Annotated in this window: 24 protein-coding genes; 18 read left to right on the top strand and 6 right to left on the bottom strand. The window is 72.5% G+C overall.

Annotation, left to right across the window (positions count from 1 at the left end; all coding sequences use genetic code 11):
• Positions 1–2: 2 nt before the first annotated feature.
• A complete protein-coding gene (locus ACZ6YG_RS41305) occupies positions 3–482 on the bottom strand; it encodes a GNAT family N-acetyltransferase (RefSeq protein ID WP_397199116.1) in 480 nt (159 codons plus the stop codon).
• Positions 483–1,407: 925 nt separating this feature from the next.
• On the opposite strand from ACZ6YG_RS41305, the gene ACZ6YG_RS41300 reads away from it, so the two are divergent.
• Positions 1,408–2,379, top strand: coding sequence for an HAD-IIA family hydrolase (locus ACZ6YG_RS41300; protein WP_466020943.1), 972 nt, complete (start codon positions 1,408–1,410; stop codon positions 2,377–2,379).
• Positions 2,380–2,473: 94 nt separating this feature from the next.
• On the opposite strand, the gene ACZ6YG_RS41295 is transcribed toward ACZ6YG_RS41300, so the two are convergent.
• On the bottom strand, positions 2,474–2,821 hold the full coding sequence (locus ACZ6YG_RS41295) for an SCP2 sterol-binding domain-containing protein (RefSeq protein ID WP_148031238.1): 348 nt from the start codon (positions 2,819–2,821) through the stop codon (positions 2,474–2,476).
• A gap of 125 nt (positions 2,822–2,946) precedes the next feature.
• On the opposite strand from ACZ6YG_RS41295, the gene ACZ6YG_RS41290 reads away from it, so the two are divergent.
• The 13 genes from ACZ6YG_RS41290 (at position 2,947) to ACZ6YG_RS41230 (ending at position 15,599) form a co-directional block, all read left to right on the top strand.
• Entirely contained in the window at positions 2,947–3,105 is a 159-nt protein-coding gene (locus ACZ6YG_RS41290) for a hypothetical protein (protein WP_187281133.1), read from the top strand.
• Complete coding sequence (locus ACZ6YG_RS41285) at positions 3,102–3,914, top strand: TlyA family RNA methyltransferase (protein WP_397199114.1); 813 nt, start codon at positions 3,102–3,104, stop codon at positions 3,912–3,914. Before ACZ6YG_RS41290 ends, ACZ6YG_RS41285 begins: the two co-directional genes overlap by 4 nt.
• Positions 3,911–4,810, top strand: coding sequence for an NAD kinase (locus ACZ6YG_RS41280; protein WP_219550045.1), 900 nt, complete (start codon positions 3,911–3,913; stop codon positions 4,808–4,810). Before ACZ6YG_RS41285 ends, ACZ6YG_RS41280 begins: the two co-directional genes overlap by 4 nt.
• Positions 4,811–4,905: 95 nt before the next feature.
• A complete protein-coding gene (gene recN / locus ACZ6YG_RS41275; protein WP_148031241.1) occupies positions 4,906–6,618 on the top strand; it encodes a DNA repair protein RecN in 1,713 nt (570 codons plus the stop codon).
• 73 nt (positions 6,619–6,691) lie between these two features.
• Positions 6,692–7,888, top strand: coding sequence for a putative cytokinetic ring protein SteA (steA, locus tag ACZ6YG_RS41270; protein WP_271279570.1), 1,197 nt, complete (start codon positions 6,692–6,694; stop codon positions 7,886–7,888).
• The gene (locus ACZ6YG_RS41265; RefSeq protein WP_397199112.1) at positions 7,885–8,874 is read left to right on the top strand and encodes a copper transporter; all 990 of its coding nucleotides are present in this window, start codon (positions 7,885–7,887) and stop codon (positions 8,872–8,874) included. The genes steA and ACZ6YG_RS41265 overlap by 4 nt, the downstream gene beginning before the upstream one ends.
• A gap of 1 nt (position 8,875) precedes the next feature.
• Positions 8,876–9,730, top strand: a complete 855-nt coding sequence (locus ACZ6YG_RS41260) for a hypothetical protein (protein WP_397199111.1) — start codon at positions 8,876–8,878, stop codon at positions 9,728–9,730.
• Between the two features lie 4 nt (positions 9,731–9,734).
• Complete coding sequence (gene murJ, locus ACZ6YG_RS41255) at positions 9,735–11,345, top strand: murein biosynthesis integral membrane protein MurJ (protein ID WP_466020942.1); 1,611 nt, start codon at positions 9,735–9,737, stop codon at positions 11,343–11,345.
• A gap of 49 nt (positions 11,346–11,394) precedes the next feature.
• Positions 11,395–12,510, top strand: a complete 1,116-nt coding sequence (locus tag ACZ6YG_RS41250) for a glycosyltransferase (RefSeq protein WP_466020941.1) — start codon at positions 11,395–11,397, stop codon at positions 12,508–12,510.
• Positions 12,511–12,724: 214 nt separating this feature from the next.
• On the top strand, positions 12,725–13,708 hold the full coding sequence (locus ACZ6YG_RS41245) for a TerC family protein (protein ID WP_148031247.1): 984 nt from the start codon (positions 12,725–12,727) through the stop codon (positions 13,706–13,708).
• 109 nt (positions 13,709–13,817) lie between these two features.
• Positions 13,818–14,459 carry a phosphatidylserine decarboxylase gene (locus tag ACZ6YG_RS41240; RefSeq protein WP_187281417.1) on the top strand — a complete coding sequence of 214 codons (642 nt, stop codon included), beginning with the start codon at positions 13,818–13,820 and terminating at the stop codon, positions 14,457–14,459.
• Entirely contained in the window at positions 14,446–15,270 is an 825-nt protein-coding gene (gene pssA, locus ACZ6YG_RS41235) for a CDP-diacylglycerol--serine O-phosphatidyltransferase (RefSeq protein ID WP_148031248.1), read from the top strand. The genes ACZ6YG_RS41240 and pssA overlap by 14 nt, the downstream gene beginning before the upstream one ends.
• A 56-nt stretch (positions 15,271–15,326) precedes the next feature.
• Positions 15,327–15,599: a hypothetical protein gene (locus ACZ6YG_RS41230; RefSeq protein ID WP_219550054.1), complete on the top strand. Its 273-nt coding sequence runs from the start codon at positions 15,327–15,329 to the stop codon at positions 15,597–15,599.
• A 20-nt stretch (positions 15,600–15,619) separates the two neighbouring features.
• Here ACZ6YG_RS41230 and ACZ6YG_RS41225 read toward each other — a convergent pair whose 3' ends face one another.
• Both ACZ6YG_RS41225 and ACZ6YG_RS41220 read right to left on the bottom strand, forming a co-directional pair.
• The gene (locus ACZ6YG_RS41225) at positions 15,620–16,276 is read right to left on the bottom strand and encodes an MBL fold metallo-hydrolase (RefSeq protein ID WP_219550056.1); all 657 of its coding nucleotides are present in this window, start codon (positions 16,274–16,276) and stop codon (positions 15,620–15,622) included.
• The gene (locus ACZ6YG_RS41220) at positions 16,276–17,046 is read right to left on the bottom strand and encodes a maleylpyruvate isomerase family mycothiol-dependent enzyme (RefSeq protein ID WP_466020940.1); all 771 of its coding nucleotides are present in this window, start codon (positions 17,044–17,046) and stop codon (positions 16,276–16,278) included. Before ACZ6YG_RS41220 ends, ACZ6YG_RS41225 begins: the two co-directional genes overlap by 1 nt.
• Before the next feature lie 230 nt (positions 17,047–17,276).
• On the opposite strand from ACZ6YG_RS41220, the gene uvrA reads away from it, so the two are divergent.
• Together uvrA and ACZ6YG_RS41210 are read left to right on the top strand one after the other, a co-directional pair.
• Positions 17,277–20,204 carry an excinuclease ABC subunit UvrA gene (gene uvrA / locus ACZ6YG_RS41215; RefSeq protein WP_466020939.1) on the top strand — a complete coding sequence of 976 codons (2,928 nt, stop codon included), beginning with the start codon at positions 17,277–17,279 and terminating at the stop codon, positions 20,202–20,204.
• A 2-nt stretch (positions 20,205–20,206) separates the two neighbouring features.
• Entirely contained in the window at positions 20,207–21,427 is a 1,221-nt protein-coding gene (locus ACZ6YG_RS41210; RefSeq protein ID WP_219550062.1) for a PucR family transcriptional regulator, read from the top strand.
• 3 nt (positions 21,428–21,430) lie between these two features.
• On the opposite strand, the gene ACZ6YG_RS41205 is transcribed toward ACZ6YG_RS41210, so the two are convergent.
• The gene (locus ACZ6YG_RS41205) at positions 21,431–22,291 is read right to left on the bottom strand and encodes an SGNH/GDSL hydrolase family protein (protein WP_219550064.1); all 861 of its coding nucleotides are present in this window, start codon (positions 22,289–22,291) and stop codon (positions 21,431–21,433) included.
• Between the two features lie 50 nt (positions 22,292–22,341).
• Complete coding sequence (locus ACZ6YG_RS41200; protein WP_466020938.1) at positions 22,342–23,475, bottom strand: alkaline phosphatase PhoX; 1,134 nt, start codon at positions 23,473–23,475, stop codon at positions 22,342–22,344.
• Positions 23,476–23,678: 203 nt separating this feature from the next.
• Here ACZ6YG_RS41200 and ACZ6YG_RS41195 point away from each other — a divergent pair, with 203 nt between their 5' ends.
• Together ACZ6YG_RS41195 and ACZ6YG_RS41190 are read left to right on the top strand one after the other, a co-directional pair.
• Positions 23,679–25,691, top strand: coding sequence for a hypothetical protein (locus ACZ6YG_RS41195; RefSeq protein ID WP_466020937.1), 2,013 nt, complete (start codon positions 23,679–23,681; stop codon positions 25,689–25,691).
• A 161-nt stretch (positions 25,692–25,852) separates the two neighbouring features.
• Positions 25,853–26,269 carry a Rieske (2Fe-2S) protein gene (locus ACZ6YG_RS41190; RefSeq protein ID WP_148031257.1) on the top strand — a complete coding sequence of 139 codons (417 nt, stop codon included), beginning with the start codon at positions 25,853–25,855 and terminating at the stop codon, positions 26,267–26,269.
• Positions 26,270–26,357: the final 88 nt, after the last annotated feature.

The following is a 26,357-nucleotide window of genomic DNA, read 5'->3' as shown; positions in this document are numbered from 1 at the left end:
CGTCACGGAGGGCTGATCACGTACTGGAGTATGCCGTCCGCACCGCCCCTGGGCACGGCGCCCAGGCGCCGGGCCAGGCGCTGGGAGGCGACGTTGCCCTCGTCGGTCTCCAGCAGGATCTCCTTGAGGCCCGCTCGCCGGCCCGTCTCCAGGACGGCGAGGGCGGCCTCGGTGGCCAGGCCCGAGCCCCAGAGGGCGGGTTCGAGGCTGTAGACGATCTCCACCTGGCCGCTGTCGTGCCGTCGAAGGCCGCACACGCCGACGAACTCGTCCCGCAGGTATGCCTTCCACAGGCCGTACCCGTGTTCGGTGAAGTCGTCAGCGCTGTCGGCGAGGAGCGTGGCGGCGAGTTCGGCGGAGACCTCCCGGTCGTCGAACAGGTACCGCCTCACCTCCGGCTGGTTCCAGTGCGCGACCAGGATGTCCAGGTCGGCCTGACTGGCCGGGAGTAGTTCCAGCCGGTTGGTACGAAGAACCGTCACACCATCCAGGAAACACGTGTCATCGCCGTCACGCAGCCCGATAGAGCTCCTGTCGCTGCATGACGGCCTCCCCAGGGGAACTCGCCACCGGGGATGAGTGCACCGTTCGGCGTGCGGCCTCGGCGGGTCGGACGTGACTGACGGTAAGAGCAGCGCGCCTCGCGGCCACTGTCCACGGCAGATCTGCAGGGTGTCTGCATGGCGGGTCTGGGCGGTGAGTCTGGGTGGCGGGTCTGCGAGATGCGTCTGGGCGGTGAGTCTGGGTGGCGGCTCTTCGTGGTGGGTCTGTGCGGCGGCTCTGCGTGGCGGCTCTGCGCGAGTGGGTCCGCGTGACAGGTTTCGTGGCGGGTCCGCGTGGCGGGTCCGCGCGGTGCGTCTGTGCGGCGGGTCCGCGCGGTGCGTCTGTGCGGCGGGTCTGCGTGGCGGCTCTGCGCGAGTGGGTCCGCGTGACAGGTTTTCGCGGTGGGTCTGCGCGGCGGTCCGCGTGACAGGTCTGTGCGGTGCGTCTGCATGTCGGATCAGCGTGGCGGATCTCCAAAGTGGATCTGTACGGAGATCCCTCACAGCGGTCTCCCGGGTGGGGTTCCACTGCGGGACCTGGGGTGTTGTGTGTCGACCTCTGAGTCGGTCGTGGAGTGGGGCCGGCAGCAGATCTCCACGGTGGGTCTCCCGAGGCGGGGCTCGACGGCGTCGCATGGGCCTGTGGGCGGTCTCATGTGGTTCTGGGCGTCCGGTGGCAGGAGCTCTGCGGCCGTGGTCTTGGGCAGCCGGTCGGGGTGGCGGGTGTGCGGGAATGGGATTCACGGGGATACGGGAACGGGACCCGCGGGGGGAAGGGGATTCGCGGGGGTATGGGCGCGGACGTGGCGGTGGGGCGGCGGGCTAGAGTCTCACAGGATGTGAGCCGGAGACGGAAAGAGGCGCGGTGCTGATCGACGGTTACGACACCCTGCTGCTCGACCTCGACGGCGTCGTGTATCTCGGGCCAAGGGCCGTGCGCGGCGCGGCCGAGGCGCTGGAGGAGGCCGGACGGCGCGGGGTGAGGCTGGCGTACGTGACGAACAACGCCTCCAGGACGCCTGCCGCCATCGCCGCCCATCTGCGGGAGCTGAGGGTTCCCGCCGAGCGGGACGACGTGGTGACGTCGGCGCAGGCGGCGGCGCGGGTGGTGGCCGAGCGGGTGCCGGCGGGGGCGAAGGTGCTGGTCGTCGGCGGGGCCGGGCTGCGGATGGCCGTGCGCGGGCAGGGGCTGAGGCCCGTCACGGCGGCGGCCGAGGGGCCCGCGGCCGTGGTCCAGGGGATGTGGGCGGGGCTGTCGTACGGGCTGCTGGCCGAAGGGGCGCTGGCGGTGCGGCAGGGGGCGCTGTTCGTGGCCGCCAACCGCGACTCGACCATGCCCACCGGGCGCGGCGAGGTGCCGGGCAACGGGGCGATGTCGCGGGTGATCGCGTCGGCGACCGGGGTGGAGCCGCTCTACGCGGGGAAGCCGGATCCTCCGCTGCACCGGGAGTCGATGATCCGTACGGGGGCGCGGCGGCCGCTGGTGGTCGGCGACCGGCTCGACACCGACATCGAGGGGGCGCGGAACGCGGGCGTCGACGGGCTGCTGGTGCTCACGGGGGTGGCCAAGCCGCTCGACGTGCTCACCGCGCCGCCGCACCAGCGGCCGACGTACGTGGCAGAGGATCTGTCCGGCCTGCTGGCACCGTACCCGGAAGTGCGGGACGGGGCGTGCGGCGGGTGGCGGGCCCGCTGGGTGGACGGGACGCTGCGGCTCGACGGCGACGGGAGCCGGATCGACGGGCTGAGGGCGGCGTGCGACGCGGCGTGGGCGGCGGCGGGGGACAGCCCCGCCGAGGAGGACGCGGTCAAGCCGGTGCTCGGTCGGATCGGCTGATCCGGTGCTCGGGACGATCGGCTGACCCGGTGATCGGCGGAGGGCGCGACCCGGACCGGCCACGCCGCCTGCGGTGAGCGGGCGGGCGGCTCGGTCAGAGGAGCCGGCGCAGGCGGAGCAGGTCGCCGAAGCTGGCGTCGATCCTCACCCGGCCGCCGAGCAGCGCACGGGCCAGATCCAGCTCTCCGTCGACCAGCGCCACGAGGTCGTCGCTGACGATCGTCAGCTTCACGTCGGCCGGCCTGCCGTCGGCCGGCGGCGCCTCCAGGAACGGGTCCAGGCCCCCGTGGTGCAGGCGTCCGTGGAAGGTCACGTCGAGATCGGAGACGCGGCAGCTGACCGTGCGCTCGACCACATGCCTGGCACGGTCCTCCTCGTCGATCTCGTCGAACTGCGCGACGAGCTTGACCAGTGCCGCCCGGCACTCCTCGACGCTTGCCATGATCGCTCCCTTTCTACTTCCTTTACGGTCGGTAGCGTTCCACACCGAGCGCCCCGTATGACCCTTCAACGCGTGACACGCCTGCCAAGGTCCCGCGCGCTCGCCCGAGGCGTTACCGTCGAGTCATGAGTGAGCTGCCAGAGGAGACCGGCGACGCGCGGGTCGACGCGGTCCTCGCCGGGCTGGGCCGGCTGCCGGGCCTGCCGGTGAGCGATCACGTGGCGGTGTTCGAAGAGGCGTTCTCCGGGCTGGAGGCCGCGCTGGGCGCCGTGGACGCCCAGTGAGCCGCAGAGTCCGGCTCGACAGCGAGCTCGTGCGGCGCGGGCTCGCCCGCTCCCGGGAGCAGGCGGTCCAGCTCATCGAGGCGGGCCGCGTCACCGTGGGCGGACGGCGGGCGGCCAAGCCGGCCACCCAGGTCGACACCGCCGCCGCCGTCGTCGTGGCCGAGTCCCAGGACGGCCCCGACTACGTCTCGCGCGGCGCCCACAAGCTCATCGGGGCGCTCGACACGTTCGGGAGCCTCACCGTCGAAGGGCGGCGCTGCCTCGACGCCGGCGCGTCCACCGGCGGGTTCACCGACGTGCTGCTGCGCCGCGGCGCGGCGCACGTGCTCGCCGTCGACGTCGGCTACGGCCAGCTCGCCTGGTCGCTGCGCACCGACGAGCGGGTCACGGTGATGGAGCGGCTCAACGTCCGCGACCTCACTCCGGATCTCGTCGGCGAGCCGCCCACGCTGGTCGTCGGCGACCTGTCGTTCATCTCGCTGCGGCTCGTGCTGCCCGCGCTGGCCGCCGTCGCGGCGCCGCGGGCCGACTTCGTGATGCTGGTCAAGCCGCAGTTCGAGGTGGGCAAGGACCTCGTCGGCGCGGGCGGGGTGGTGCGCGACCCCGAGCTGCGGGCGGGGGCCGTGCGCGCGGCCGCGGCCGAGGCGGCGCGGCTGGGGCTGGCCGTGCGCGGCGTCACCTACAGCCCGCTGCCCGGGCCGTCGGGCAACGTCGAGTACCTGCTGTGGCTGGGCAAGGGGGAGGGCGAGCCGCCGGTCGCCGACCTCGAGCACGAGATCCGGCGGGCCGTCGCGGAAGGGCCGCAATGAACCGGACCGTCCTGGTCACCGTCCACACCGGCCGCGAGGCCGCCGTCGAGAGCGCCCGCCTGGTCATCCGGCGGCTGCTCGACGCGGGCCTGCGCGTACGGGTCCTCGACGTGGAGGCCGGCGAGGTCGGCGCGGAAGGCGTGGAGGTGGTGCCCGCGGAGCCGAGCGCCGCCAAGGACGCCGAGGTGATGATCGTGCTCGGCGGTGACGGGTCGCTGCTGCGCTCGGCCGAACTGGCCAGGCCGACCCGCACCCCGCTGCTCGGCGTGAACCTGGGCCACGTCGGGTTCCTCGCCGAGGCCGAGGTCGCCGACCTGGACGACGCAGTCGACGACGTGGTCGCCGGCCGCTACGACGTCGAGGAACGCATGACCATCGACGTGCTGGCCCGCCAGAACGGCAACGTCATCGCCGACACCTGGGCGCTCAACGAGGTCACCGTCGAGAAGCAGGAGCGCATGCTGGAGGTGGTGGCGGAGATCGACGGGCGGCCGCTGTCACGCTGGGGCTGCGACGGCGTGATCTGCGCCACCCCGACCGGGTCCACCGCCTACGCGTTCTCCGCCGGCGGGCCCGTGGTCTGGCCGGAGGTCGAGGCGCTGCTCATGGTCCCGATCAGCGCCCACGCCCTGTTCGCCCGGCCGCTCGTCATCTCGCCGCGCTCCACGGTCGCCGTCGAGATCCTTCCCGACACCCCGGGCGGAGTGCTGTCGTGCGACGGCCGCCGCCGCTTCGACCTGCCCTCCGGCAGCCGCGTCGAGGTGCGGCGCGGCGCCGAGCCGGTGCTGCTGGCCCGGCTGCACGGCGTCGAGAGCACCGGCGCCCCCTTCACCGACAGGCTGGTCGCCAAGTTCGAACTACCTGTGCAGGGCTGGCGTGGGAGGGTGCGACCCTGAATGAATTGAAGGGCCGAACACGTAGGATCGCATACGCACACGTGTTCGGGCCGCGGCGCGGTTGATCGTATTCTCGCAAGTGACGGGAGTGGGCAGTGCGACCAAGGGTCGAGGAGGTCCGCATCCAGGGGCTCGGTGTCATCGATGAGGCCGTGCTGGAGCTATCGCCGGGCTTCAACGTGGTGACCGGCGAGACCGGCGCGGGCAAGACGATGGTCGTCACCGGCCTCGGGCTGCTGTTCGGCGGCCGGGCCGACCCCTCCCGCATCAGACCGGGCGCCGACAAGGCCACCGTCGAGGGCACGCTCGTCATCGAGCCGGGCGGCCGCGTGTCCCAGCAGGTCGAGGACATCGGCGGCCAGGCCGAGGACGGCGAGCTGATCATCTCTCGCACGGTCTCCGCCGAGGGCCGCTCGCGCGCCTGGCTCGGCGGCCGGTCCGTGCCCGTCGGCACGCTGACCTACCTCGCCGACGACCTGGTGGCCGTGCACGGCCAGATGGACCAGCAGCGGCTGCTCCAGCCCGCCAGGCAGCGCGCCGCGCTCGACCGCTACGCCGGCAACGACCTGGTCAAGCCCCTGCGGGCCTACCAGCAGGCCTACAAGCGCCACAAGCAGGTCGGCGCGCAGGTCGAGGAGCTGACCACCAGGGCCAGGGAGCGGGCGCAGGAGGCCGACCTGCTCAGGTTCGGCCTGGAGGAGGTCGAGAAGGTCGACCCCAAGCCCGGCGAGGACGCCGCGCTGCGCGAGGAGGAGGAGCGGCTCTCCCACGCCGACGCCCTCCGCACCGCCGCGACCGGCGCCCACACCGCGCTGCTCGGCGACCCCATGGAGGCGGCCGACGGCGGCGCCCACGACGTGATCTCGCTGCTCGGCGAGGCCCGCGCGGCCGTCGAAGCGGTCCGCGACTACGATCCCGCGCTGGCCGCCGTCGCCGACCGGCTGGCCGAGGCCGGCTATCTGATCTCCGACGTGGCCACCGACCTGGCCTCCTACGCCGAGTCGGTCGAATCCGACCCCGCCCGGCTGGCCGCCGTCCAGGAGCGCAGGTCCGTGCTCACCGGCCTCATCCGCAAGTATGGCGAGGACAGCGCCGCGGTGCTGGCCTGGGCGCAGCAGGCGGCCGCCCGGCTGGCCGAGCTGGAAGGCGACGACGACCGCGTCGGCGAGCTCACCCGCGAGTACGACGAGCTGACCGAACGGCTGACCGAGCTGGCCGGCGAGCTGACCCGGGTGCGCGAGGCCGCCGCCGAGCGCTTCGGCAAGGCCGTCACCGAGGAGCTGACCGCGCTGGCCATGCCGCACGCCCGGGTCGTCGTCCAGCTCGCCAGGGCCGCCGAGTTCGGCCCCGACGGGGTCGACGAGGTGGAGCTGCGCATGGCGGCCCACCCCGCCGCGCCGCCGCTGCCGCTCAACAAGGGCGCCTCCGGCGGTGAGCTGAGCCGGGTGATGCTCGCCATCGAGGTCGTGTTCGCCGGCGCGGACCCGGTGCCCACGTTCGTCTTCGACGAGGTCGACGCGGGGGTGGGCGGCAAGGCCGCGGTGGAGATCGGGCGCAGGCTGGCCAGGCTGGCGCGCACCGCCCAGGTGGTCGTCGTCACCCACCTGCCGCAGGTCGCGGCCTTCGCCGACCAGCACCTGGTGGTGGAGAAGGCCGGCGACGGCAGCGTGGTGCGCAGCGGCGTCGTCACGCTCGACCACGAAGGGCGGGTGCGCGAGCTGTCGCGCATGCTGGCCGGCTTGGAGGACTCCGAACTGGGCAGAGCGCATGCGGAAGAACTTCTAGGGTTGGCGGCGGCCGACAGGTGATTCCGTGTGACATAGCGGACACGCCCGGTCATGCGTGGCCTCCCCGGTCTTTTGCTCTGGCAGGATGGTCTTGATGAAGGTTCCGGGGAACAGGATGCCGGGCCTCCGCGCGAAGAAGGCCAACGACCTTCCCGGCGTCACCGGTGTGGCGAGGATCGACCGGCGGACCAAGAGGCTCACCAAGCGCCTCCAGCCCGGCGAGATCGCCATCATCGACCACGTCGACGTCGATCGGGTCAGCGCGGAGGCCCTTGTGGCGTGCGGAGCGGCGGGCGTGGTCAACATCGCCGCCGGCATCAGCGGCCGCTATCCCAACCTGGGCCCCCAGATCATCGCCGAGGCCGGCATCCCGTTCGTCGACAATGCCAGCCAGGAGCTGTTCGAGCGGGTCAAGGACGGCGCCGTCGTCCGGCTCCACGAGGGCATCGTCTACCTGGATGACGAGGTCGTCGGCAAGGGCGAGGAGCAGACGGCCGAGTCCATCGAGGCGGCCATGGCCGAGGCCCGCGCCGGGCTGGCCGTGCAGATCGAGGCGTTCGCCGTCAACACGATGGAGTACGTCCGCGGCGAGGGCAAGCTGCTCATCGACGGCGTGGGCGTGCCCGACATCCGCACCAAGATCGAGGGCAGGCACGCGCTCATCGTGGTCCGCGGCTACCACTACAAGGAAGACATCGCCACCCTCCGCCCCTACCTGCGCGAGTACCGTCCCGTCCTGATCGGCGTCGACGGCGGCGCCGACGCGCTGCTGGAGGCGGGCTACCTGCCCGACGTCATCGTCGGCGACTTCGACTCGGTCTCCGCCAAGGCGCTCACCTGCGGCGCCGAGCTGATCGTGCACGCCTATCGCGACGGCCGGGCGCCCGGCCTGGAGCGGGTCCACCAGCTCGGCCAGGAGGCGGTCGTCTTCCCGTCGACCGGCACCAGCGAGGACATCGCCATGCTGCTGGCCGACGAGAAGGGCGCCGAGCTGATCGTCGCCGTCGGCACCCACGGCACGCTGGAGGAGTTCCTCGACAAGGGCCGCTCCGGCATGGCGAGCACGTTTCTCACCCGGCTGCGCGTCGGCAGCAGACTCGTCGACGCCAAGGGCGTCAGCATGCTCTACCGCAGTCGCATCACCACCTCCCAGCTGCTGCTCCTGGCGGCCACCGCGCTGGTCACCATGGGCGTCGCTCTCTCCGCCTCACCGCTCGGCCAGATCTGGCTGAACGGCCTGCAAGACGTCTGGAACGCCTTCATCTTCTGGTTGGTCGGGCTCTTCTCGTGATCGATTTCCGCTATCACCTCGTCTCCATCGTCGCCATCTTCCTGGCGCTGGCCGTCGGCATCGTGCTCGGCACGAACCTGCTGCAGGATCCAGCGATCAAGACGGCCAACGAGATGACGCGTCAGCTCACCCAGACCAACGAAGGGCTGCGCGGCGAGCTCGACGTGATGAAGGGGCGCGAGCAGGTCCACCAGGAGTTCATCACCACCCTCACCCCGCAGCTCGTCCAGGGCGGGCTCGCCGGCGAGCAGGTGCTGCTGGTGGAGGCGCCCGGAGCGAGCTCCACCTATCGCGAGCTGACCGAGCAGGTGCTCGCCGAGGCTGGCGCGAAGGTCACCGGCCGGCTCCTGCTGCTCGACAAGTTCTTCGACCCCAAGAGCGCCGGCGTGCTCGACGGCCTGGTCAACCAGCTCAAGCCCGCCGAGATGGCCTTCGCCGACACGGCCACCGTGCACGACAAGGCCGCCACCCTGCTCGCCGCCACGCTCATGACCGCCGACCCGGCGCTGGCCGGCACCCCCAACGAGGCCACGTCCGCCGTCGTCGACGGCCTCCAGACGGGCGGGTTCATCGACGTCGACTTCATCGACGACAACGACGAGCCGCTCAACCGCGCCACGCTCGCCGTCCTCTACTCGCCCGACGCGCCGTACGAGGGAGACAACGCCGAAAGCCAGGCGGCGGCGCTCGTCTCGGTGGCGGGCGGGATCGACGCCGGCGGCAAGGGCGCCGTGATGGCCGGCGCCGCCGCCACCTCCGCCGCCCCGGGCGGCGCCATCACCGCCCTGCGCGACGACAGCGAGACCGCCAAGCGGGTCTCCAGCGTCGACAACGTCGATATGCCTGAAGGCCAGGTCGTGATCGTCTACGCTCTGCGAGAGCAAGCGACCGGGGGCGTGGGCCAGTACGGCACCGGCGCCGGAGCCACGGCGTTCCAGCCGGTGACACCCAGCCCGGCCCCGTCGTCCACCGAGTCAGGGAGCTGACATGGCCCGTGGCCTGCTCTACGCCCTCGCGGGCGCCGCGATCGGCGCCGCCGCGGCTCGTGCCGCCTACGCCGCGCTCACCCGTACGCAAGGCGGGGGCGGCGACCCCGCCAGCCGCTGGACCCGCAAGAACCACCGCGGCGAGCCCATCACGCTGCTCGAAGGGCCCGCGTTCGTGGCCGGGGCGAGCGCCGCGGCCACGCTGGCGCCCGGCCTGCCCGCCCGCGCGCGGGCGGCGGCGCTGCTGGCCGGAGCCGGCAGCGGCGCGCTCGGCGCCTACGACGACCTCTACGGCACGACCTCGTCCAAGGGGTTCAAGGGCCACCTGAGCGCGCTCGCCCGGGGCGAGGTCACCAGCGGCGCGGTCAAGATCCTCGGCATCGGCGCGACCGGGCTGGCCGCCGCCGCGCTGGTGTCCGACGGCCCCGCCGACACGCTCGTCAACGGCGCCGTCGTCGCGGGCGCGGCCAACCTGGCCAACCTGTTCGACCTGCGGCCCGGCCGGGCGATCAAGGTCGGGCTGCTCACCGGCGGGCCGCTGCTGGCGGCGGCCGTGGCCGGCGACTCGCCCGCGACGGCCGCGCTGGCCGCCGTGCCGCTGGGCGCCGCCGCCGCGCTGCTCCCCGACGACCTGGGCGAGCGGGCCATGCTCGGCGACGCGGGCGCCAACGCGCTGGGCGCGCTGCTGGGCCTGGCCGCGGTGACCAAGCTGGGCCGTCCCGGCAGGCTCGTCCTGCTCGGCACCGTGGCCGCGCTCACCGCCGCCTCCGAGAAGATCAGCTTCACCAAGGTCATCGCGGGCAACAAGGTGCTCAACCGGCTCGACCTGCTGGGCCGCCGCCCCGCCGACGCGTGACCCGTTGACCGAACGCGAGGCGAGGCTGGCCCGTGGCGTGGCCGGCGGCGCGCTGCTCATCGGCGCGATCACCGTGCTGGCCCGGGTGGCCGGCTTCGCCAAGCAGTACGCGCTCGCGCGGACGGTCGGCACCAACTGCCTGACGTCCGCGTACTTCACCGCCAACCAGATCCCGAACATCGTCTTCGAGGTCGTCGTCGGCGGCGCGCTGGCCGGCATGGTCGTGCCGGTGCTCGCCGGAGCCGTGTCCGAGGACGCCAGGGAGCGGGTGGGGCGGATCGCCTCCGCCCTGCTCACCTGGGTGCTCGTGGTGCTCGTGCCGGTGGCCGTGCTCACCGCGCTGCTCGCCGGGCCGATCATGGGACTGTTCGCCATCGAGGGGTGCGGCCGCGCCGCCGTCGACGTCGCCGCCCGCATGCTGGTGATCTTCGCCCCGCAGATCCCGCTTTATGGGATCGCGGTCGTGCTCTACGGGCTGCTGCAGGCGCACCACCGGTTCGCCGGGCCCGCGCTCGCGCCGCTGGTGTCGAGCATCGTGGTCATCGTCGCGTACCTGATGTTCGTGCCGCTCAGCGGCGGGATCGCCACGCCGGAGGGGGTGCCGCGCGCGGCCGAGCTGGCGCTGTCGGCGGGCACCAGCCTCGGCGTGCTCGCGCTCGTCCTCACCGTGATCGGGCCCACCGCCCGGCTCGGCGTGCGGTGGCGGCCCACGCTGCGCTTCCCCGACGGGGTGGCCGGGCAGGTGCGCAGGCTCGCCCTGGCCGGGATCGCCGGGCTGCTCGCCCAGCAGGCCGCCATGGTCGTGGTGCTGCTGCTGGCCAACGACGTGATCGGCGGCGGGGCGCTGGCCGTCTACAACTACGCCTGGGCGATCTACCTGGTGCCGTACGCGGTGCTCGCCGTGCCCATCGCGACCAGCGCGTTCCCCCGGTTGTCCGCGCACGCCGGCATGGGGGAGGACGAGGCGTTCGCCCGGCTCGCGGCGAGCACCACCCGGGCGATCGTGCTCGTGTCCGGGGTGGCCGCCGGGGTGCTGGCCGCCGCGTCCGAGCCCGGGGCGGCGGTGTTCCTGGCCGACAAGAGCGACGTGGACCCGCTGGCGCTGGCGCGGGCCGTGGCGTTGTTCGCGCCCGGACTGATCGGATACGGGCTCATCGCGCACCTCAGCCGGGTCCTGTACGCGACCGGCCGGGGGCGGGGGGCCGCCGTGGGCACCGTGTCCGGGTGGTCGGTGACGATCGTGGCGCAGACGGTCTTCGCGCTGGCGCTGCCGGACGGGTGGCGCATCGCCGGGCTGGGGCTCGGGATGACGGTGGGGATGACCGCCGGCGGGGCTCTCATGCTCGGGTACGTGGTCGCGGCGCGCGGCCGTGCGGCCATGGCCGGGCTCGGCCGGGCGCTGGGCGCGGCCGTCGCGGGAGGCGCGGCCGGGTTCCTGACGGGGGCCTGGGCGGCCTCCGGGATCGGGGCGCACGGGGTGTGGGCGAACCTGGGCGTCACGCTGCTGGCCGCCGTGGTGGCGGTCGCGGTGGGCGCCGGCGTGGTCGTGCTGGTCGACAGGGACGACGCCCGGGCGGTGGCCGGGGTCCTCCGGCGGCGCGCGCCCGGAGGGTGACCGGGCCGGGCTGGGTGGCGGCCTCGATGCTGGAGAGGGAGGGGTACGGGTGCGAGTGGCTTACGTGGTGGGCACCACGACGGGAGGGACCGGGCGGCATGTGCGCATGCTGGCCGCGGGGCTGGTGCGGCGCGGGCACCGGGTGGTGGCCGCCGGTCCGCGGGAGGTCGGGGAGCAGTTCGGGTTCAGTGCGGCCGGTGTCCGGTTCGTCGAGGTTCCGGTGTCCGATCGGCCGCATCCGGTGAACGACACGCGAGCGGTGCTGGCCGTCCGGCGGGTGGCGCGGGGGGCCGACGTCGTGCACGCCCATGGTCTGCGCGCCGGCGCGCTGGCCGCCCTGGCCATGCCCCGGCGTGCCGAGGCGGCCTCCGCTTCCCTCGGGGCGCCGGCGGGGGCGAGGGTGCCTCTGCTCGTGGTGACGCTGCACAACGCGCTGACCGCCGGAGGGTTCGTCGGGGCCGTGTACGGGGTGCTGGAGCGGATCGTGGCCCGGCGGGCGGACCGGGTGCTGGTGGTCTCGCCCGATCTGGGGGAGCGGATGAGCGCGCTGGGCGCGCGGGACGTCAGGCCCGCCGTCGTGCCCGCGCCGCCCCTGCGGGAGCCCCGGCGGACGCCCGGGGAGGTGCGGGCCGAGCTGGGGGCGGGTGACCGGCCGCTCGTGCTCACCGTCGCCAGGCTCGCCCAGCAGAAGGGCCTGGAGACGCTGCTCGACGCCGCCGCCGGCCCGTGGCAGGGCCCGCCGCCGCTGTTCGCGATCGCCGGAGAGGGGCCGCTGCGGGGCGAGCTGCGCCGCCGGATCGACGCCGAGCGCCTGCCCGTGGTGCTGCTCGGCAACCGGGACGACGTGCCCGACCTGCTCGCCGCCGCCACCGTCGCGGTCTGGGCCAGCCGGTGGGAAGGGCTGCCGCTCAGCGTCAGCGAGACGCTCAAGGCCGGCACACCCGTCATCGCCACCGCCGTCGGCGGCGTTCCCGGCCTCGTCGGCGACGCGGGGATCCTCGTCCCCTACGGTGACCCGGCCGCCCTGCGCTCCGCCGTACAGGATCTGGTCTCCGATCCCGGTGAGGCGGCCCGGTGGGCGGCGGCGGCCGCCCGCAGGGGCGAGGAGCTGCCCGGAGAGGACGACGCGGTGCGGAGCGCGCTCGCGGCCTACAGCCGGTCGTGACGGACCGCACCGGTTTGTGATCCAGAGGGAAGATGACATTGCACTGAGACGTTCTCGTATACTGCGTGAGTTGGGGAGGGGAGTATCCCTTCGCGGCAGCCTCGTCATCACGGTGTAGCCCCGATCCACGGGGCCCCCGGGGCTGCCGGTCCGCGGGTTTGGCGGGCGGGAGAGACCTCCGGCAGTCAGTCCTGCGTGCCGGAGGTTGTACAACGTGACCGAACCCTTGTGGGCGTGGATCGTCGTGATCGGCGGTCTTCTGATCGTCCTCGCCGTGGACCTGTGGATCGTCGACCGCGGCGAGGCCCGCGAGTTCTCCATGCGCCAGGCCGGCGCCTGGGTCAGCTTCTACGTGACCCTGGCCGTCATCTTCGGCGTGATCCTCTGGTTCACCTCGGGGCCGGAGAAGTCCGGGGAGTTCTTCGCCGGATACATCACCGAGTACAGCCTCAGCGTCGACAACCTGTTCGTCTTCTTCATCATCATGAGCCGGTTCGCGGTGCCGAAGGCCTACCAGCACAAGGTGCTCCTCATCGGCATCCTGCTCGCGCTGGTCATGCGCGGCATCTTCATCGCGCTCGGCGCCGCCGCCCTCGAACGGTTCGGCTGGCTGTTCTACGTCTTCGGCGCCTTCCTGATCTACACGGCGATCAACATCATCCGCGGCCACCTGAAGGGCGAGGCGGAAGAGGTCAACGAGAACCTCCTGCTCCGCTGGGTGCGCCGGAGCCTGCCCACCACCGAGGGATACGTCGGCTCCAAGATCACCGTGAAGATCGACGGCAAGCGCATGGTCACCCCGATGCTGATCGTCATGATCGCCATCGGCAGCACCGACCTGCTGTTCGCGCTCGACTCGATTCCGGCGATCTTCGGGCTCACCACCGACCCGTTCATCGTCTTCACCGCCAACGCGTTCGCCCTGATGGGACTGCGTCAGCTCTACTTCCTGCTGGGCGGCCTGCTGCAGAAGCTGGTCTACATCAGCTACGGGCTCGCGTTCATCCTGGGATTCATCGGGGTTAAGCTGGTTCTGGAAGCTCTGCACTCCAGTGGAGTCTCCTGGGCGCCCCACATCCCGATCTGGGTGTCCCTCACGGTCATCGGCTCCACGATGGTGATCACCACCGTGGCAAGCTTGATCAAGGCCCGCGTCGACATGCGCAAGAGTGTGAAGGCGGCCTCGGAGAAGGTCTAGCTAAACGGCTTTCGAGGCGCTTTGCTGGAGAAGCTGTATCGTGTCATAGTTGCGGGTTCTGTACCATCACGGCAAAAGCGCTCCGTTCAGTCACCATCAAAGGTTGTACGTGTCAGTCGATTCTGCAAAGTCGAGCCGGGTCAGGCTCGCACGCGGGGTCTCCCCGTGGCTCCTCCCCACGACGGCCGCGGCGGCCGCCACCGCGCTGCTGACGCGACGGGACCGCCGATGGGCGTTCGCGGCCGTGCCGCTGGGCGCTCTCACCGGCGCGATGCTCTGGTTCTTCCGCGACCCCGACCGCACGGTCGGGGACGGGCGGATCCTGTCACCTGCCGACGGCGTCGTCCAGAGCGTCGACCCGTGGCCCGACGGCCGCACCCGGGTGGCCATCTTCATGAGCCCGGTGAACGTCCACGTCAATCGTGCACCTCTTGCGGGAAATGTCACCTCCGTGCAGCATGTGGCGGGTGGGTTCCTGCCGGCATTCAACAAGGACAGCGACCAGAACGAGCGCGTGGTGTGGCATTTCGCGACAGCGCTCGGCGACGTCGAGATGGTGCAGATCGCGGGCGCGGTGGCGCGCAGGATCGTGCCCTACCTGACTGCCGGCGCGAAGGTCGCGCAGGGTGAGCGCATCGGGCTCATCCGCTTCGGTTCCAGGGTCGACATCTACCTTCCCGAAGGGATCTCCTCCGCGGTGTCCGTGGGCGAGAAGACGGTTGCGGGGGTGACCAGAATTGACCACGGCTGACGCCGGTGGCTGGCAGGCGGCTGAAGAGGAAGAACCTCGCGGCCCTGTCGGCAAGGCGTTCCGTCTGTCCGCCGCGGACTCGTTGTCCCTGGGCAACGCGCTGTGCGGGTTCCTCGCCGTGTGCGTGCTGGCCGCGTCCGTCTTCGACGCGCTGCGCACCAGCGGCGACTTCACGCCCGCGCCCGGCTACTTCGCCACCGCGGTGGTGCTGCTGCTCATCGGCGCCACCTGCGACCTGTTCGACGGGCTGGTGGCCCGGCGCTTCCGCGCTTCCGCGATGGGCGCCGAGCTCGACAACCTCGCCGACGTGATCAGCTTCGGCTTCGCGCCGGCGTTCATGGTGGTGATCTGGGGCGGCTTCACCGATGCCGTGCCGTTCGCCGCCGTGGTCACGGCCGCCGCGGCGGTGCTGGTCGCCGGGGTGGTCCGGCTGGCGCGGTTCGCCTGCGTCAAGACCAAGAGCGGCGACTTCATGGGCCTGCCCATCCCGATGGGCGCGATGACCGTGATCTCGATCGTGCTGCTCTTCGAGCCCAGCGTGTGGACGCTGCTCGGGGTGCTCGCCGTCGCGTGGCTGATGGTCAGCCGCATCGAATACCCCAAGCCCAAGGGCCAGCTCGCCGCCGTCGTGCTCGCCTGGATCATGGTGAACGTGGCGTTCCTGACGTTCTGGGTCGCCTGGCCCGAGGGCGGCGACATGCCGATCAAGATCGGCGCCACCATGCAGATCGCCCTGGTCGCCGCCATCCCGCTGCGGATGATGTTCTACAAGCGCGAGCTCCGGCGCGAGGCCGCCCGCCTCGGCCAGTGACCCTCCGGCGCCGGGAAAGTGCGGACTTTCCCGGTGTCATCGGCTTTCATGGAAGCATGCCGGCCAACCCGCGCGAGCACACGCGCACGTACTTCCTCGCCAAGCTGGCGGGGGAGCTGGAGCGTCACGGGCTGACCGCCACCCTCCGGGCCGATCCGCCCGTGCTGCGCGTCAGCGATCCCGACACGGTGATGCTCGCCGAGACCGTCGACTGCGTGCCGCTGGCCGACGGCTGGTTCTACCGCTGGTCGTGGGGCGAGCTCGTGGGCCTGGTGGACGAGCCCGCCCGGGCGGCCGAGCGGATCGTGCGCGTCCTGTCGCGAGGCTGACCCGCGGACCGGCCGCGCTCCTACCAGCCGCGTGCTTTCCACTCCGGCAGCGACGGGCGCTCGGCGCCCAGCGTGGTGTCCTTGCCGTGACCCGGGTAGACCCACGTCTGGTCGGGGAGCCGGTCGAAGATCCGCTCCACCACGTCGGTGTAGAGCTGCTCGAACCGCTCCGGGTCCTTCCAGGTGTTGCCCACGCCGCCGGGGAACAGCGAGTCGCCGGTGAACAGGTGCTTGTGGTCGTCGTCGCCCTCGTACAGCAGGGCGATCGAGCCGGGGGTGTGGCCGCGCAGGTGGATGACCTCGAGCGTGACGTCGCCCACGTTGATCCGGTCGCCGTGCTCGACCGTGCGGCCGACCGGCACGGGCAGGGCGGGCGCGTCGAGCGGGTGTGCCACGACCTGGGCGCCGGTCATCTTGCTCACCTGGTCGAGAGCCTGCCAGTGGTCGCCGTGCTGGTGGGTGGTGACGATCGTGCTGACCGGCTGGTCGGCGATCAGGGCGAGCAGCCGGTCGGGCTCCGCGGCCGCGTCGATGAGCAGGCCGTCGCCCGTCGCCCGGCAGCGCAGCAGGTAGGCGTTGTTGTCGTAGGGGCCGACGGCGAGCTTGGAGATGCTCAGATCGGTCAGCTCCCGCACGTCGGCGGGGCCGCCGACCTGGACGTCGCCGGTGTAGGTCATCAGTAGTCCTTCGGAGGCGTCGCGGGCAGGTCAGCGGGGGCGACGCCGGTCAGCCACGGCGGTGGCGGCGGGACCGGCCGTCCCTCTGTCACCACCCTAACCCGATCTCCCTCCGACCTCCCGGTCAGCCAGGCCAGCATGTCGGCCGGCGTGCCCATCACCGCCGGGCCGTCGCCGAGGCCGGGCCACTCCTCCAGCGTCTCGCCGCCCGGGCCGACGAACCGGGCCGCGCCGATCGTGCTCCGGTCGCGCGGCCACGTACGCAGGCAGTCGCGCAGTTCCCTGGCCACGAACGCGTCCGTCCAGTCGGCGGGGCCGTATCCCGCGTCCAGGTCCACATGGTGCATCCCCACCTCGCGCAGCCGCCTGACCAGGCAGTACCAGGCGGGGTGACGGGGTGGGCGCAGGCCGCCGACCGGCGCCCGCCAGGCGTCCGGGGGCAGCTCGCGGACGGCGCGGTCCAGGCGCGCGGCGCTGTCGCGCAGGTCCGCCACCTGCTCGGCCGCCGGGCGGGCGGCGCCGGCCTCGATCCCGGCCTCGCGGGCCTCAGGGCTCGGGTACTGCGGGGTCTCGACGCCCGTCCTGGCCCAGGTGAGCAGGTTGACGTGGCTGTCGGCGTTCCTGGCCAGATGGGTGAGCACGTGGCCGCGGGTCCAGCCGGGCAGCCTGGACGGGGCGCGGACTTCTGGGTCGGTGAGGGTGGCGGCGGTGGCCAGCAACCGGGCGGTCTCCTCGGCCAGTTCCTCCCGCACCGCGGCAAGCACAGTCATGAACCGATATTTCATCACGCGCTCCGGCGCAGCGGGGCACGGGCATAAAAGCACAGGTCATGCGGTTGACAACGGAAGACCTCCTGCGCTGTGCCCTGGAGGCCGTAATCTGAGAGGGACGGAGTTCCGGCGAGCGGCACCGGCCGGCCGGGATCGGCTCAGCGAAATTGTCGGGGCCCCCGTCTACCATCCCCCGTGGACCTATCCGCCTTTCGACTTCCGGGATCGCCGTGGCAGACCGCCTGATCGTGCGTGGTGCACGAGAGCACAATCTCAAGGACGTCTCGCTTGACCTGCCGCGAGACTCTCTGATCGTTTTCACCGGCCTCTCCGGCTCCGGCAAGTCCAGCCTGGCCTTCGACACGATCTTCGCCGAGGGGCAGCGGCGTTACGTCGAGTCGCTGTCGGCCTACGCCCGCCAGTTCCTCGGCCAGATGGACAAGCCCGACGTCGACTTCATCGAGGGCCTGTCTCCCGCGGTCTCCATCGACCAGAAGTCGACCAGCAAGAACCCTCGGTCCACGGTCGGCACGATCACCGAGGTCTACGACTACCTGCGGCTGCTGTGGGCGCGCGTCGGCAAGCCACACTGCCCGGTCTGCGCCCGCCCGATCGCCCGCCAGACGCCCCAGCAGATCGTCGACCGGGTGATGGACCTCGACGAGGGCACCCGGTTCCAGGTGCTGGCCCCGGTCGTCCGCGGCCGCAAGGGCGAGTACGCCGAGCTGTTCCGCGAGCTGCAGACCAAGGGCTTCGCCCGCGCCCGCGTCGACGGCACGGTCGTGCGGCTGGAGGAGCCGCCGACGCTCAAGAAGTACGAGAAGCACGACATCGAGGTCATCGTCGACCGCCTGTCGGTCAAGGAGTCGGCCAGGCGGCGGCTCACCGACTCGGTCGAGACCGCGTTGCAGCTGTCCGGGGGCACGATCACGCTCGAGTTCGTCGACCTGCCCGAAGGCGACCCCGGCCGTGAGCGGTTCTACTCCGAGCACCTCTACTGCCCCTACGACGACCTGTCGTTCGAGGAGCTGGAGCCGCGCTCGTTCTCGTTCAACTCGCCGTTCGGCGCCTGCCCGGAGTGCACGGGTCTCGGCACCAAGATGGAGGTCGACCCCGACCTGGTCGTGCCCGACCCGGAGCGCACGCTCCGCGAGGGCGCGATCCACCCGTGGACCGGCGGCCACGCCAGCGAATACTTCGGCCGCCTGATCGAGGCGCTCGGCAACGCGATGGGCTTCACCCCCGACACCCCGTGGGAGAAGCTCTCCAAGAAGGCGCAGAAGTCGCTGCTGTTCGGCCACGGCGAGCAGGTCCACGTCCGCTACAGCAACCGTTACGGCCGCCAGCGCGCCTACTACACCACCTACGAGGGCGTCATCCCATGGGTGCAGCGCCGTCACGCGGAGGCGGAGAGCGACTCGACCCGGGAGCGGTTCGAGGGCTACATGCGCGAGGTGCCCTGCCCCGCCTGCAAGGGCGCCAGGCTCAAGCCGGTCACGCTGGCCGTGACCGTCGCCGACAAGTCGATCGCCGAGGTGTCCTCGATGTCGATCGGCGAGTGCGCCAAGTTCCTGGCCGGGCTCAAGCTGTCCGACCGTGACATGCACATCGCCGAGCGGGTGGTCAAGGAGATCAACGCCCGCATGGGCTTCCTGCTCGACGTCGGTCTCGACTACCTCTCGATGGACCGCGCCGCCGCCACCCTCGCGGGCGGCGAGGCGCAGCGCATCCGGCTCGCCACGCAGATCGGCTCCGGCCTCGTCGGTGTCCTGTACGTGCTCGACGAGCCGTCCATCGGCCTCCACCAGCGCGACAACATGCGCCTGCTCGACACGTTGATCAGGCTGCGCGACATGGGCAACACGCTGATCGTGGTCGAGCACGACGAAGACACCATCGCCGCCGCCGACTGGGTGGTCGACATCGGCCCCGGCGCGGGCGAGCACGGCGGCCAGGTCGTCGTCTCCGGCACCGTCCAGGATCTGCTGACCAGCGAGGAGTCGATCACCGGCCAGTACCTGTCGGGGCGCAGGAGCATCCCGGTGCCGGCCACCCGGCGCAAGCGCGACAAGAAGCGGCAGATCACCGTCAAGGGCGCGCGCGAACACAACCTCAAGGGCGTCGACATCGACTTCCCCCTCGGCGTGTTCACCGCCGTCACCGGCGTGTCGGGGTCCGGCAAGTCCACGCTGGTCAACGACATCCTCTACAACTCGCTGGCCAAGGAGCTCAACGGCGCCCGCACCGTCCCCGGACGCCACTCCAGGATCAACGGCATCGACCAGGCGGACAAGGTCGTCCACGTCGACCAGTCGCCGATCGGCCGCACGCCCCGGTCCAACCCGGCCACCTACACCGGCGTGTTCGACCACGTGCGCAAGCTGTTCGCGGCCACCACCGAGGCCAAGGTGCGCGGCTACCAGCCGGGCAGGTTCAGCTTCAACGTCAAGGGCGGGCGCTGCGAGGCGTGCTCCGGCGACGGCACCATCAAGATCGAGATGAACTTCCTGCCCGACGTCTACGTCCCCTGCGAGGTGTGCCACGGCGCCCGCTACAACCGCGAGACGCTGGAGGTCCACTACAAGGGCAAGACGATCGCCGAGGTGCTCGACATGCCGATCGAGGAGGCGCTCGGCTTCTTCGACGCCATCCCGGCCATCAAGCGCCACCTGCAGACGCTCCACGACGTCGGTCTCGGCTACGTCCGGCTCGGGCAGCCCGCCACCACGCTCTCCGGCGGCGAGGCGCAGCGCGTCAAGCTCGCCTCCGAGCTGCAGCGGCGGCAGACCGGGCGGACCGTCTACGTCCTCGACGAGCCCACCACCGGCCTGCACTTCGAGGACATCCGGCGGCTGCTCGGCGTCCTCGGGCGGCTGGTCGACGGCGGCAACACCGTCATCGTCATCGAGCACAACCTCGACGTCATCAAGACGGCCGACTGGATCATCGACATGGGTCCCGAAGGCGGCTCGCGCGGCGGCACCCTGGTGACGGCGGGCACCCCCGAGGAGGTGGCCCGGGTGCCGCACCCCCCCCCGGGGCGCGCCCTGGGTACCCCCCGGCCCGTTTGCCCCGGGGGCGGGCCCCCGCCCGGCCGGGCCCACGACCGGGGTGCGGGTGGGCCCTTGTCTTCCGACGGGTGGTTTGACAGGGTCTGACCGTGTCGGAAGATGCGCCGCGGCCCCTCATGCTGGGCGGTGTGTGCGTGCACGAGCTGCTGGAGCGGCCGCTCGTACGCCTCGCGCGGCGGCTGGTCGGCGAGTTCGCCGAGGAGATCCCGCTGTACCGGCGGCTGCCCCGGGAGGAGCTCGACGGCGACATCACCCGCATCACCGAGCACAACCTGCGACTGATCAGCGGGATGTTCCGGGAGCGGCGCCCGCCGACGCGGGCCGAGCTGGCGCCGCTGCGCGCCTCGGCCGCGCGCCGCGCCCAGGAGGGGGTGCCGCTCGACGCGCTGCTCGCCGCCTACCAGCTCGGGGTGACGAAGGTGTGGGAGAGCCTGTTCGCGCACGCCGGGCCCGGCGACCTCGACGACGTGCTGGAGGCCAACCGGCTCATCCTCTGCTACACCGGCGCCGTGACGTCCGCGGTGTGCGCCGCGTACCTGGAGGAACGCGAGGCGATGCTCAGCCAGGAGCAGCACACCATGCACGCGACCGTCGCCGCGCTGCTCGCCGGTGACCGGGAGGCGCTGGCCGGGGTCCGGCTCGCGCCCCGCTACCTGGTCGTCGCCACCGCGCTCGGCACGCACCCGGACGAGACGGCAGACGACCAGGGCGGGCCGATCGCCGGCCTGCGCAAGCTGCACCGGTTCCGGGCCGCCTGGCAGCGGCACGCCGCCGGGCAGGTGCTGTCGGCGCTCGACAGCACCGGCGGGCTGGTGCTGGTGCCGCTGGGCGCCGGCGAGCCCGGGTGGTGCCGGGCCGGCGAGCTGGTGACGGCGGCGGGCCGCGCCGCGGGCGTCCCGGTGTGGGCCGCGGCCGAGCCCGCCGAGCCGGCCCGCGTGCCCGCCGCCGCCAAGCTGGCCGAGGAGGTGCTGGAGGTGGTGCGGTCCCTGGGCCGGCCGCCCGGCGCGTACCGGCTCGCCGACGTGCTGCTGGAGTATCAGCTGAGCAGGCCCAGCGAGGCGCTGGCGAGCCTCGCCGGGCTGCTGGATCCGCTGCTCGGCAACCCCGATCTGCTGCGCACGCTCAAGGCGTACCTGGACGCGGGCCTGGACCGGCGGCGCACGGCCGAGCGCCTGCACGTCCACCCGAACACCGTGGACTACCGGCTGCGCAGGGCCGTCACCCTGACCGGGCTGGACCCGATGGACCCGGCCCAGCTCCAGCGCATCGGCGCGGCCCTGGCGGCCCGACGCACGCTGAACGGCGGGTGAGCGTCAGCGCGCGGCGTTCACGGCCGAGGTCACGATGGTGGCGAAGTTACGCATGCCCAGGGCGTTCGGGTGGAACGGGGCCGCGGGCGAGGCCGGGACGTACGGCTCGATCCAGCGGGTGCCCGAGGAGGCGCACGGGTCGTGGCCCACGCTGGGGGTCTGCAGGTCGATGAAGCCGATCCCGGCGGCGGCCGCCTGCTCGGCCAGCATCTGGTTGAAGTACTGCAGCGTCGCTCGGATGTAGTTCGCGTCCTGCCTGATGATCGGGACGCGGGGATAGCAGCCGTCGGGCCGCGCGTACGTGGCGTACCCGACCATGAAGATCCTGGCCTGCGGCGACCGGGCCCGGATGTCGCCGGCCAGCCTGACCAGCGTGGGCCGCAGGGCGTCGGTCTTGACCCGCCAGCTGTCCTGGCCGTCCGGGGTGCGGTAGTCGTCGTTGCAGGCGTCGCCGACCGGGGGAGGCAGCAGGTTGAGGCAGTCCTCGATGAAGCCGGTCAGGCCGACGTCGTTGGCGCCGATGTGCACCGTGACCAGCGTGGTGTCCGGGCGCAGGGCGTCGAGCTGCGGAGCCACCGAGCCGAGTTCGGTGTTCTGGCGCTCGTACATGTCGCGGGTCTTCGCGCCCGAGCAGGTGACGTCGCGGAACGACGCGGCGCCGATCGCCTGCGCGGTCAGGCGGGGGTAGTTGCGGTCGGAGCGCAGGCAGCCCAGGTCGGGCAGCACCTGGTTGGGGATGAGCGGGCCGGCCGCGGCCGAGTCGCCGAGCGCGACGTACGACTCGGCGGCCCGCGCCTGGGCGGGCGGGGACAGCAGGAGGACCAGCAGGGGCGCGGCCAGGGCAGCGGTCAGTCGTCGGATCATGCGGGGCACCTCTCGGGGGAGTGGGGGGTGGAGCGGTGCTGGGGGCGGACTCAGTGGCGGAAGGGGCCGGTCACCTCGTACGTGACGCCGTCCAGGCCCGCGCTGCCGCCGCTGGAGCCTCGCTGGGAGGAGAAGTACAGGCGGGTGCCGTCGGGGGAGAACGCGGGCCCGGTGATCTCGGACCGGTCGTGGCCGTCGACGCGCAGGACGGGCGCCACCACCCCGTCCGGCGTGATGATGTTGATCTCCATGTTGCCGCCGTCCTCGGCCACGTACAGGTCACCCGTGGGCGCGCCGGTGATGTTGTCGACCCCGTCGAGCGTGCCGCCGCCGTCGTAGACCGAGCCGAGCCGCTCGCGGACCGCGTCGTACGCCCACACCTTGCGGTCGCCCTTGGCCGTGAAGTAGCAGACGCCGTTGGCGTAGTGGCAGCCCTCGCCGCCGTCGAAATGCCTGGCCTCGCTCACCTGGTGCCGCGTCTGCCGCTGCAGCACGGCGGGCGTGGGGTCGGGGACCTGGCGCCACACCACCGGGTCGCCGCCGCACAGCACCTCCAGCCGGCCGCTCGACAGGTCGCCCCACGTGGACGGGACGAACCGGTATAAGCAGCCGTCGTCCTCGTCCTCGGTGAGGTAGACGACCCGCCGGTCGGGGTCGCACGCGGCCGCCTCGTGCTTGAACCGGCCCATCGCCGGCCGCGGCTGCGCGATCCGCACGCCGTACGGGTCGGTCTCGTAGACGCGGCCCCGGAAGATCTCTTCACAGGACAGCCAGGTGTCCCACGGCGTCCTGCCGCCCGCGCAGTTGAGGTTCGTGCCGTCCAGGATGCGGTACGCGCGCTCGATCGAGCCGTCAGCCCGGAACCTGATCGCCGACGCGCCGCCGACCAGCGGCACCTCCGAGTTGGACACGTAGATCCAGCCGCCGCCGTCGGCGAAGCAGGCGCCGCCGTCGGGCGCCGGATGCCAGAGGATGCCGCCGACCGGCCTGCTCGACCGGGCGACCACCCGGCTGGTGAACCCCGCGGGCAGCGCGACGCCGTTGCCGTCGGGAGGGCCCAGCGGCCCGTACGGGCTCGCGCCCCGCACCACCCCGGCCACGGCCGCCTCCTGCCACAGCGAGCCGGGCAGGGCGACAGCGCCCAGACCCGCGGAGACCGTACGGAGGAACGTCCGGCGATGCATGGCGGCTCCCGAGGGGGTACGCGACGGCGTCCACACACGATGAGCCGTGGACGGGATCCTGTGAATTGGACGGGAACGTAAAGTCGGCGGCCGGTTGCTGTGACCCGTCACAAAACCGGTGCGGGGCCTGTGAAGGGGATTGACGGGACCGGGCGGGAGGCTGATCATCGGTACGCCCGACCGCTCTTCAGAAGGTGCCGCCCATGCGAGCCGTTGCCCGCGCCCTCACGCTCGCCACGGCCCTGGTCACGGCGCTCGTCACGGCGCTTCCGGCCCCGCCCGCCGCCGCGCGCCCGGCTGTCACCACCGGCCCGGCCGCGCCCGGATGTGATCCGATCGACCCGGCCGTCTGCCTGCTGCCGTTCCCCAGCGACCACTACACCGTGGCGGACCGGGGCACCGCCACCGGCCGCCGCGTCGCGTTCCCCGTCGAGGCGATGCCCCGCTCGGTGGCCGGAGTCCCCGTCGACCCCACCGCGTGGAACGGCAACGACGGCTTCTCGCCCGGCTCGATGATCCTCACCCTCGTCCCCGGCCTCGACCTGGCCAGGACCGGCGCGGCCCCGATCACCGACATCGGCGCCTCGCTCGGCAGGGACGCGCCCATCGTCCTGCTCGACCTGGACACCGGTGAGCGCTGGCCGTACTGGGCCGAACTGGACGCGAACGCGCCGGAAGGCCGCCGGGCGCTCATCGTCCGCCCCGCCCGCAACCTGCGCGAGGGACACCGGTACGCGGTCGCGCTGCGCCACCTGCGCGACGCCGGCGGCGACCCGATCCCGCCCGGGGCCGCGTTCGCCGCCATCGCCGGCGCGCCGCTGCCGCACGGGCACGAGTTGCGGGACCGGCAGCGGGAGCTCCAGCCGGTGCTGCACGCGCTGCGCCGCCACGGCGTCCGCGCCGGCGGCCTCCACCTCGCCTGGGACTTCACCGTGGCCAGCGAGCGGAACCTGGCCGGCCGGGCCCTCGCCATGCGCGACGACGCCCTGCGCGGGCTGCGCGGGAACGCGCCCCCGTACGAGGTCACCGCCGTCACCGACCTCACCCCCGAGCAGGACGACAGGATCGCGCGCCGGGTCGAGGGCACCTTCCGGGTGCCGAGCTACCTCGACAGGCCCGGCGGGCCGCCCGGCTCCGGGCTGAACTACGGCCCGGACGGGCGGCCGGCCAGGCTGCCGGGGAACGAGCAGGTCGCCACCTTCCGCTGCGAGATCCCCCGCGTCGCCTTCACCCGCCCGGCCAGGCCCTCCCTGTACGGGCACGGGCTGCTCGGCAGGCACACCGAGGTGGGCGCGTCCAATGTCAGGACGATGGCGCAGCGGCACGGGTTCGTGTTCTGCGCCACCAAGTGGATCGGCATGGCGGACGAGGACATCCCCAACGTCATCGCCACTTTCGGCGACATGTCACGCTTCCACACCGTGCCTGACCGTACCCAGCAGGGCTTCCTGAACTTCATGTTCCTGGGACGCGCGATGACGGCCCGCGACGGCTTCACCGCCCACGCCGCCTTCAAGAACGAGCGCGGGCGGCCGCTCATCGACACCCGCGCCGAGCTCGTCTACGACGGCAACAGCCAGGGCGGCATCTTCGGCGGCGCGCTCGTCGCGCTCTCCACGGACATCCGGCGCGGCGTGCTCGGCGTGACCGGCATGAACTACAGCACCCTGTTCAACCGCAGCTCGGACGCGGCGCCCTTCCAGGCGGTGTTCGACCAGAGCTATCCCGACCGGCTGGAGCAGCAGATCATCCTGGCGCTCATGCAGATGCTGTGGGACCGCGGCGAGGCCAGTGGGTACGCCGCCCACATGACCGACGACCCGTACCCGGGCACGCCCCGGCACCGGGTGCTCATGCAGGTGGCGTACGGCGACCACCAGGTGGCCACGGTGACGGCCGAGGCCGAGGCGCGCACCGTCGGCGCCCGGGTCCGGCTCCCGGCCCTCGCGCCCGGCCGCTCACCCGACGCCGAACCGTACTGGGGCATCCGCGGCTTCCGCACCGCGCACGCGGGGTCGGCGCTGGTGGTGTGGGACAGCGGCACCCCGTCGCCGCCGCTCACCAACACGCCGCCGATGGAGGGCCCGCACGGCACCGACCCGCACGAGGACCCCCGCCGCACCCCGGCGGCCCAGCTCCAGAAGGCCGTCTTCCTCAAGACGGGGGTGGTGACGGACGTCTGCGGCGCTGCCCCGTGCCTGTCGGCCCCCGAGTGAGAGCACCGCGACCGGCCCGAAGATCACGTGCAGGGTCGGTCAGCGTCCCGGCGCCCGCTGAGGTCGCGGGTCGTTCGGGGCGGGGCGGAAGAGAGGGCGACGGGGGGTGGCCCTATCGTGAAAAGCCGGTAATGCGCAGGCCATGAAGGTCAGGGGAGGGCATGACGGTGGACGGGGGCTCCGTGATCGGGCGGCGGCAGGCGCTGGGCGCCGCGGGGGTGGCCGCGTGCGGCGTGTCGCTGGCGGCGTGCGGCGGCGAAGCGGAGGACCGGCAGGTGCCGGGCATCAAGGGCAAGGTCATCGCCAAGACCGCCGACGTCCCGGTCGGCGGAGGCACGGTGGTGAAGAAGTACAAGATCGTGGTGACGCAGCCGTCGGAAGGCGTCTACAAGGCGTACGGGGCGTCCTGCCCGCACCGCGGCTGCGCCGTCAGCACCCCGCGGGACAACGTGATGACCTGCCCCTGTCACGGCAGCGAGTTCGACGCCGGCACCGGGCAGGCCACGAAGGGCCCGGCCACCGGAAGCCTGGTCTCGTACCAGGTCAAGGTCGAGGGCGACGGCATCGTGGTCGTGTGAACCGGTAATTGTGCGTGGTTCTCCCGGGTTGGTGCGCGGCACGCTGAACCGCAGTCAGGTCGCCGGACGTACCTGAAGTGAAACCCGA

Source organism: Nonomuraea sp. NPDC054003 (assembly GCF_055585125.1).
This window is presented reverse-complemented; position numbering and strand designations above follow the sequence as displayed.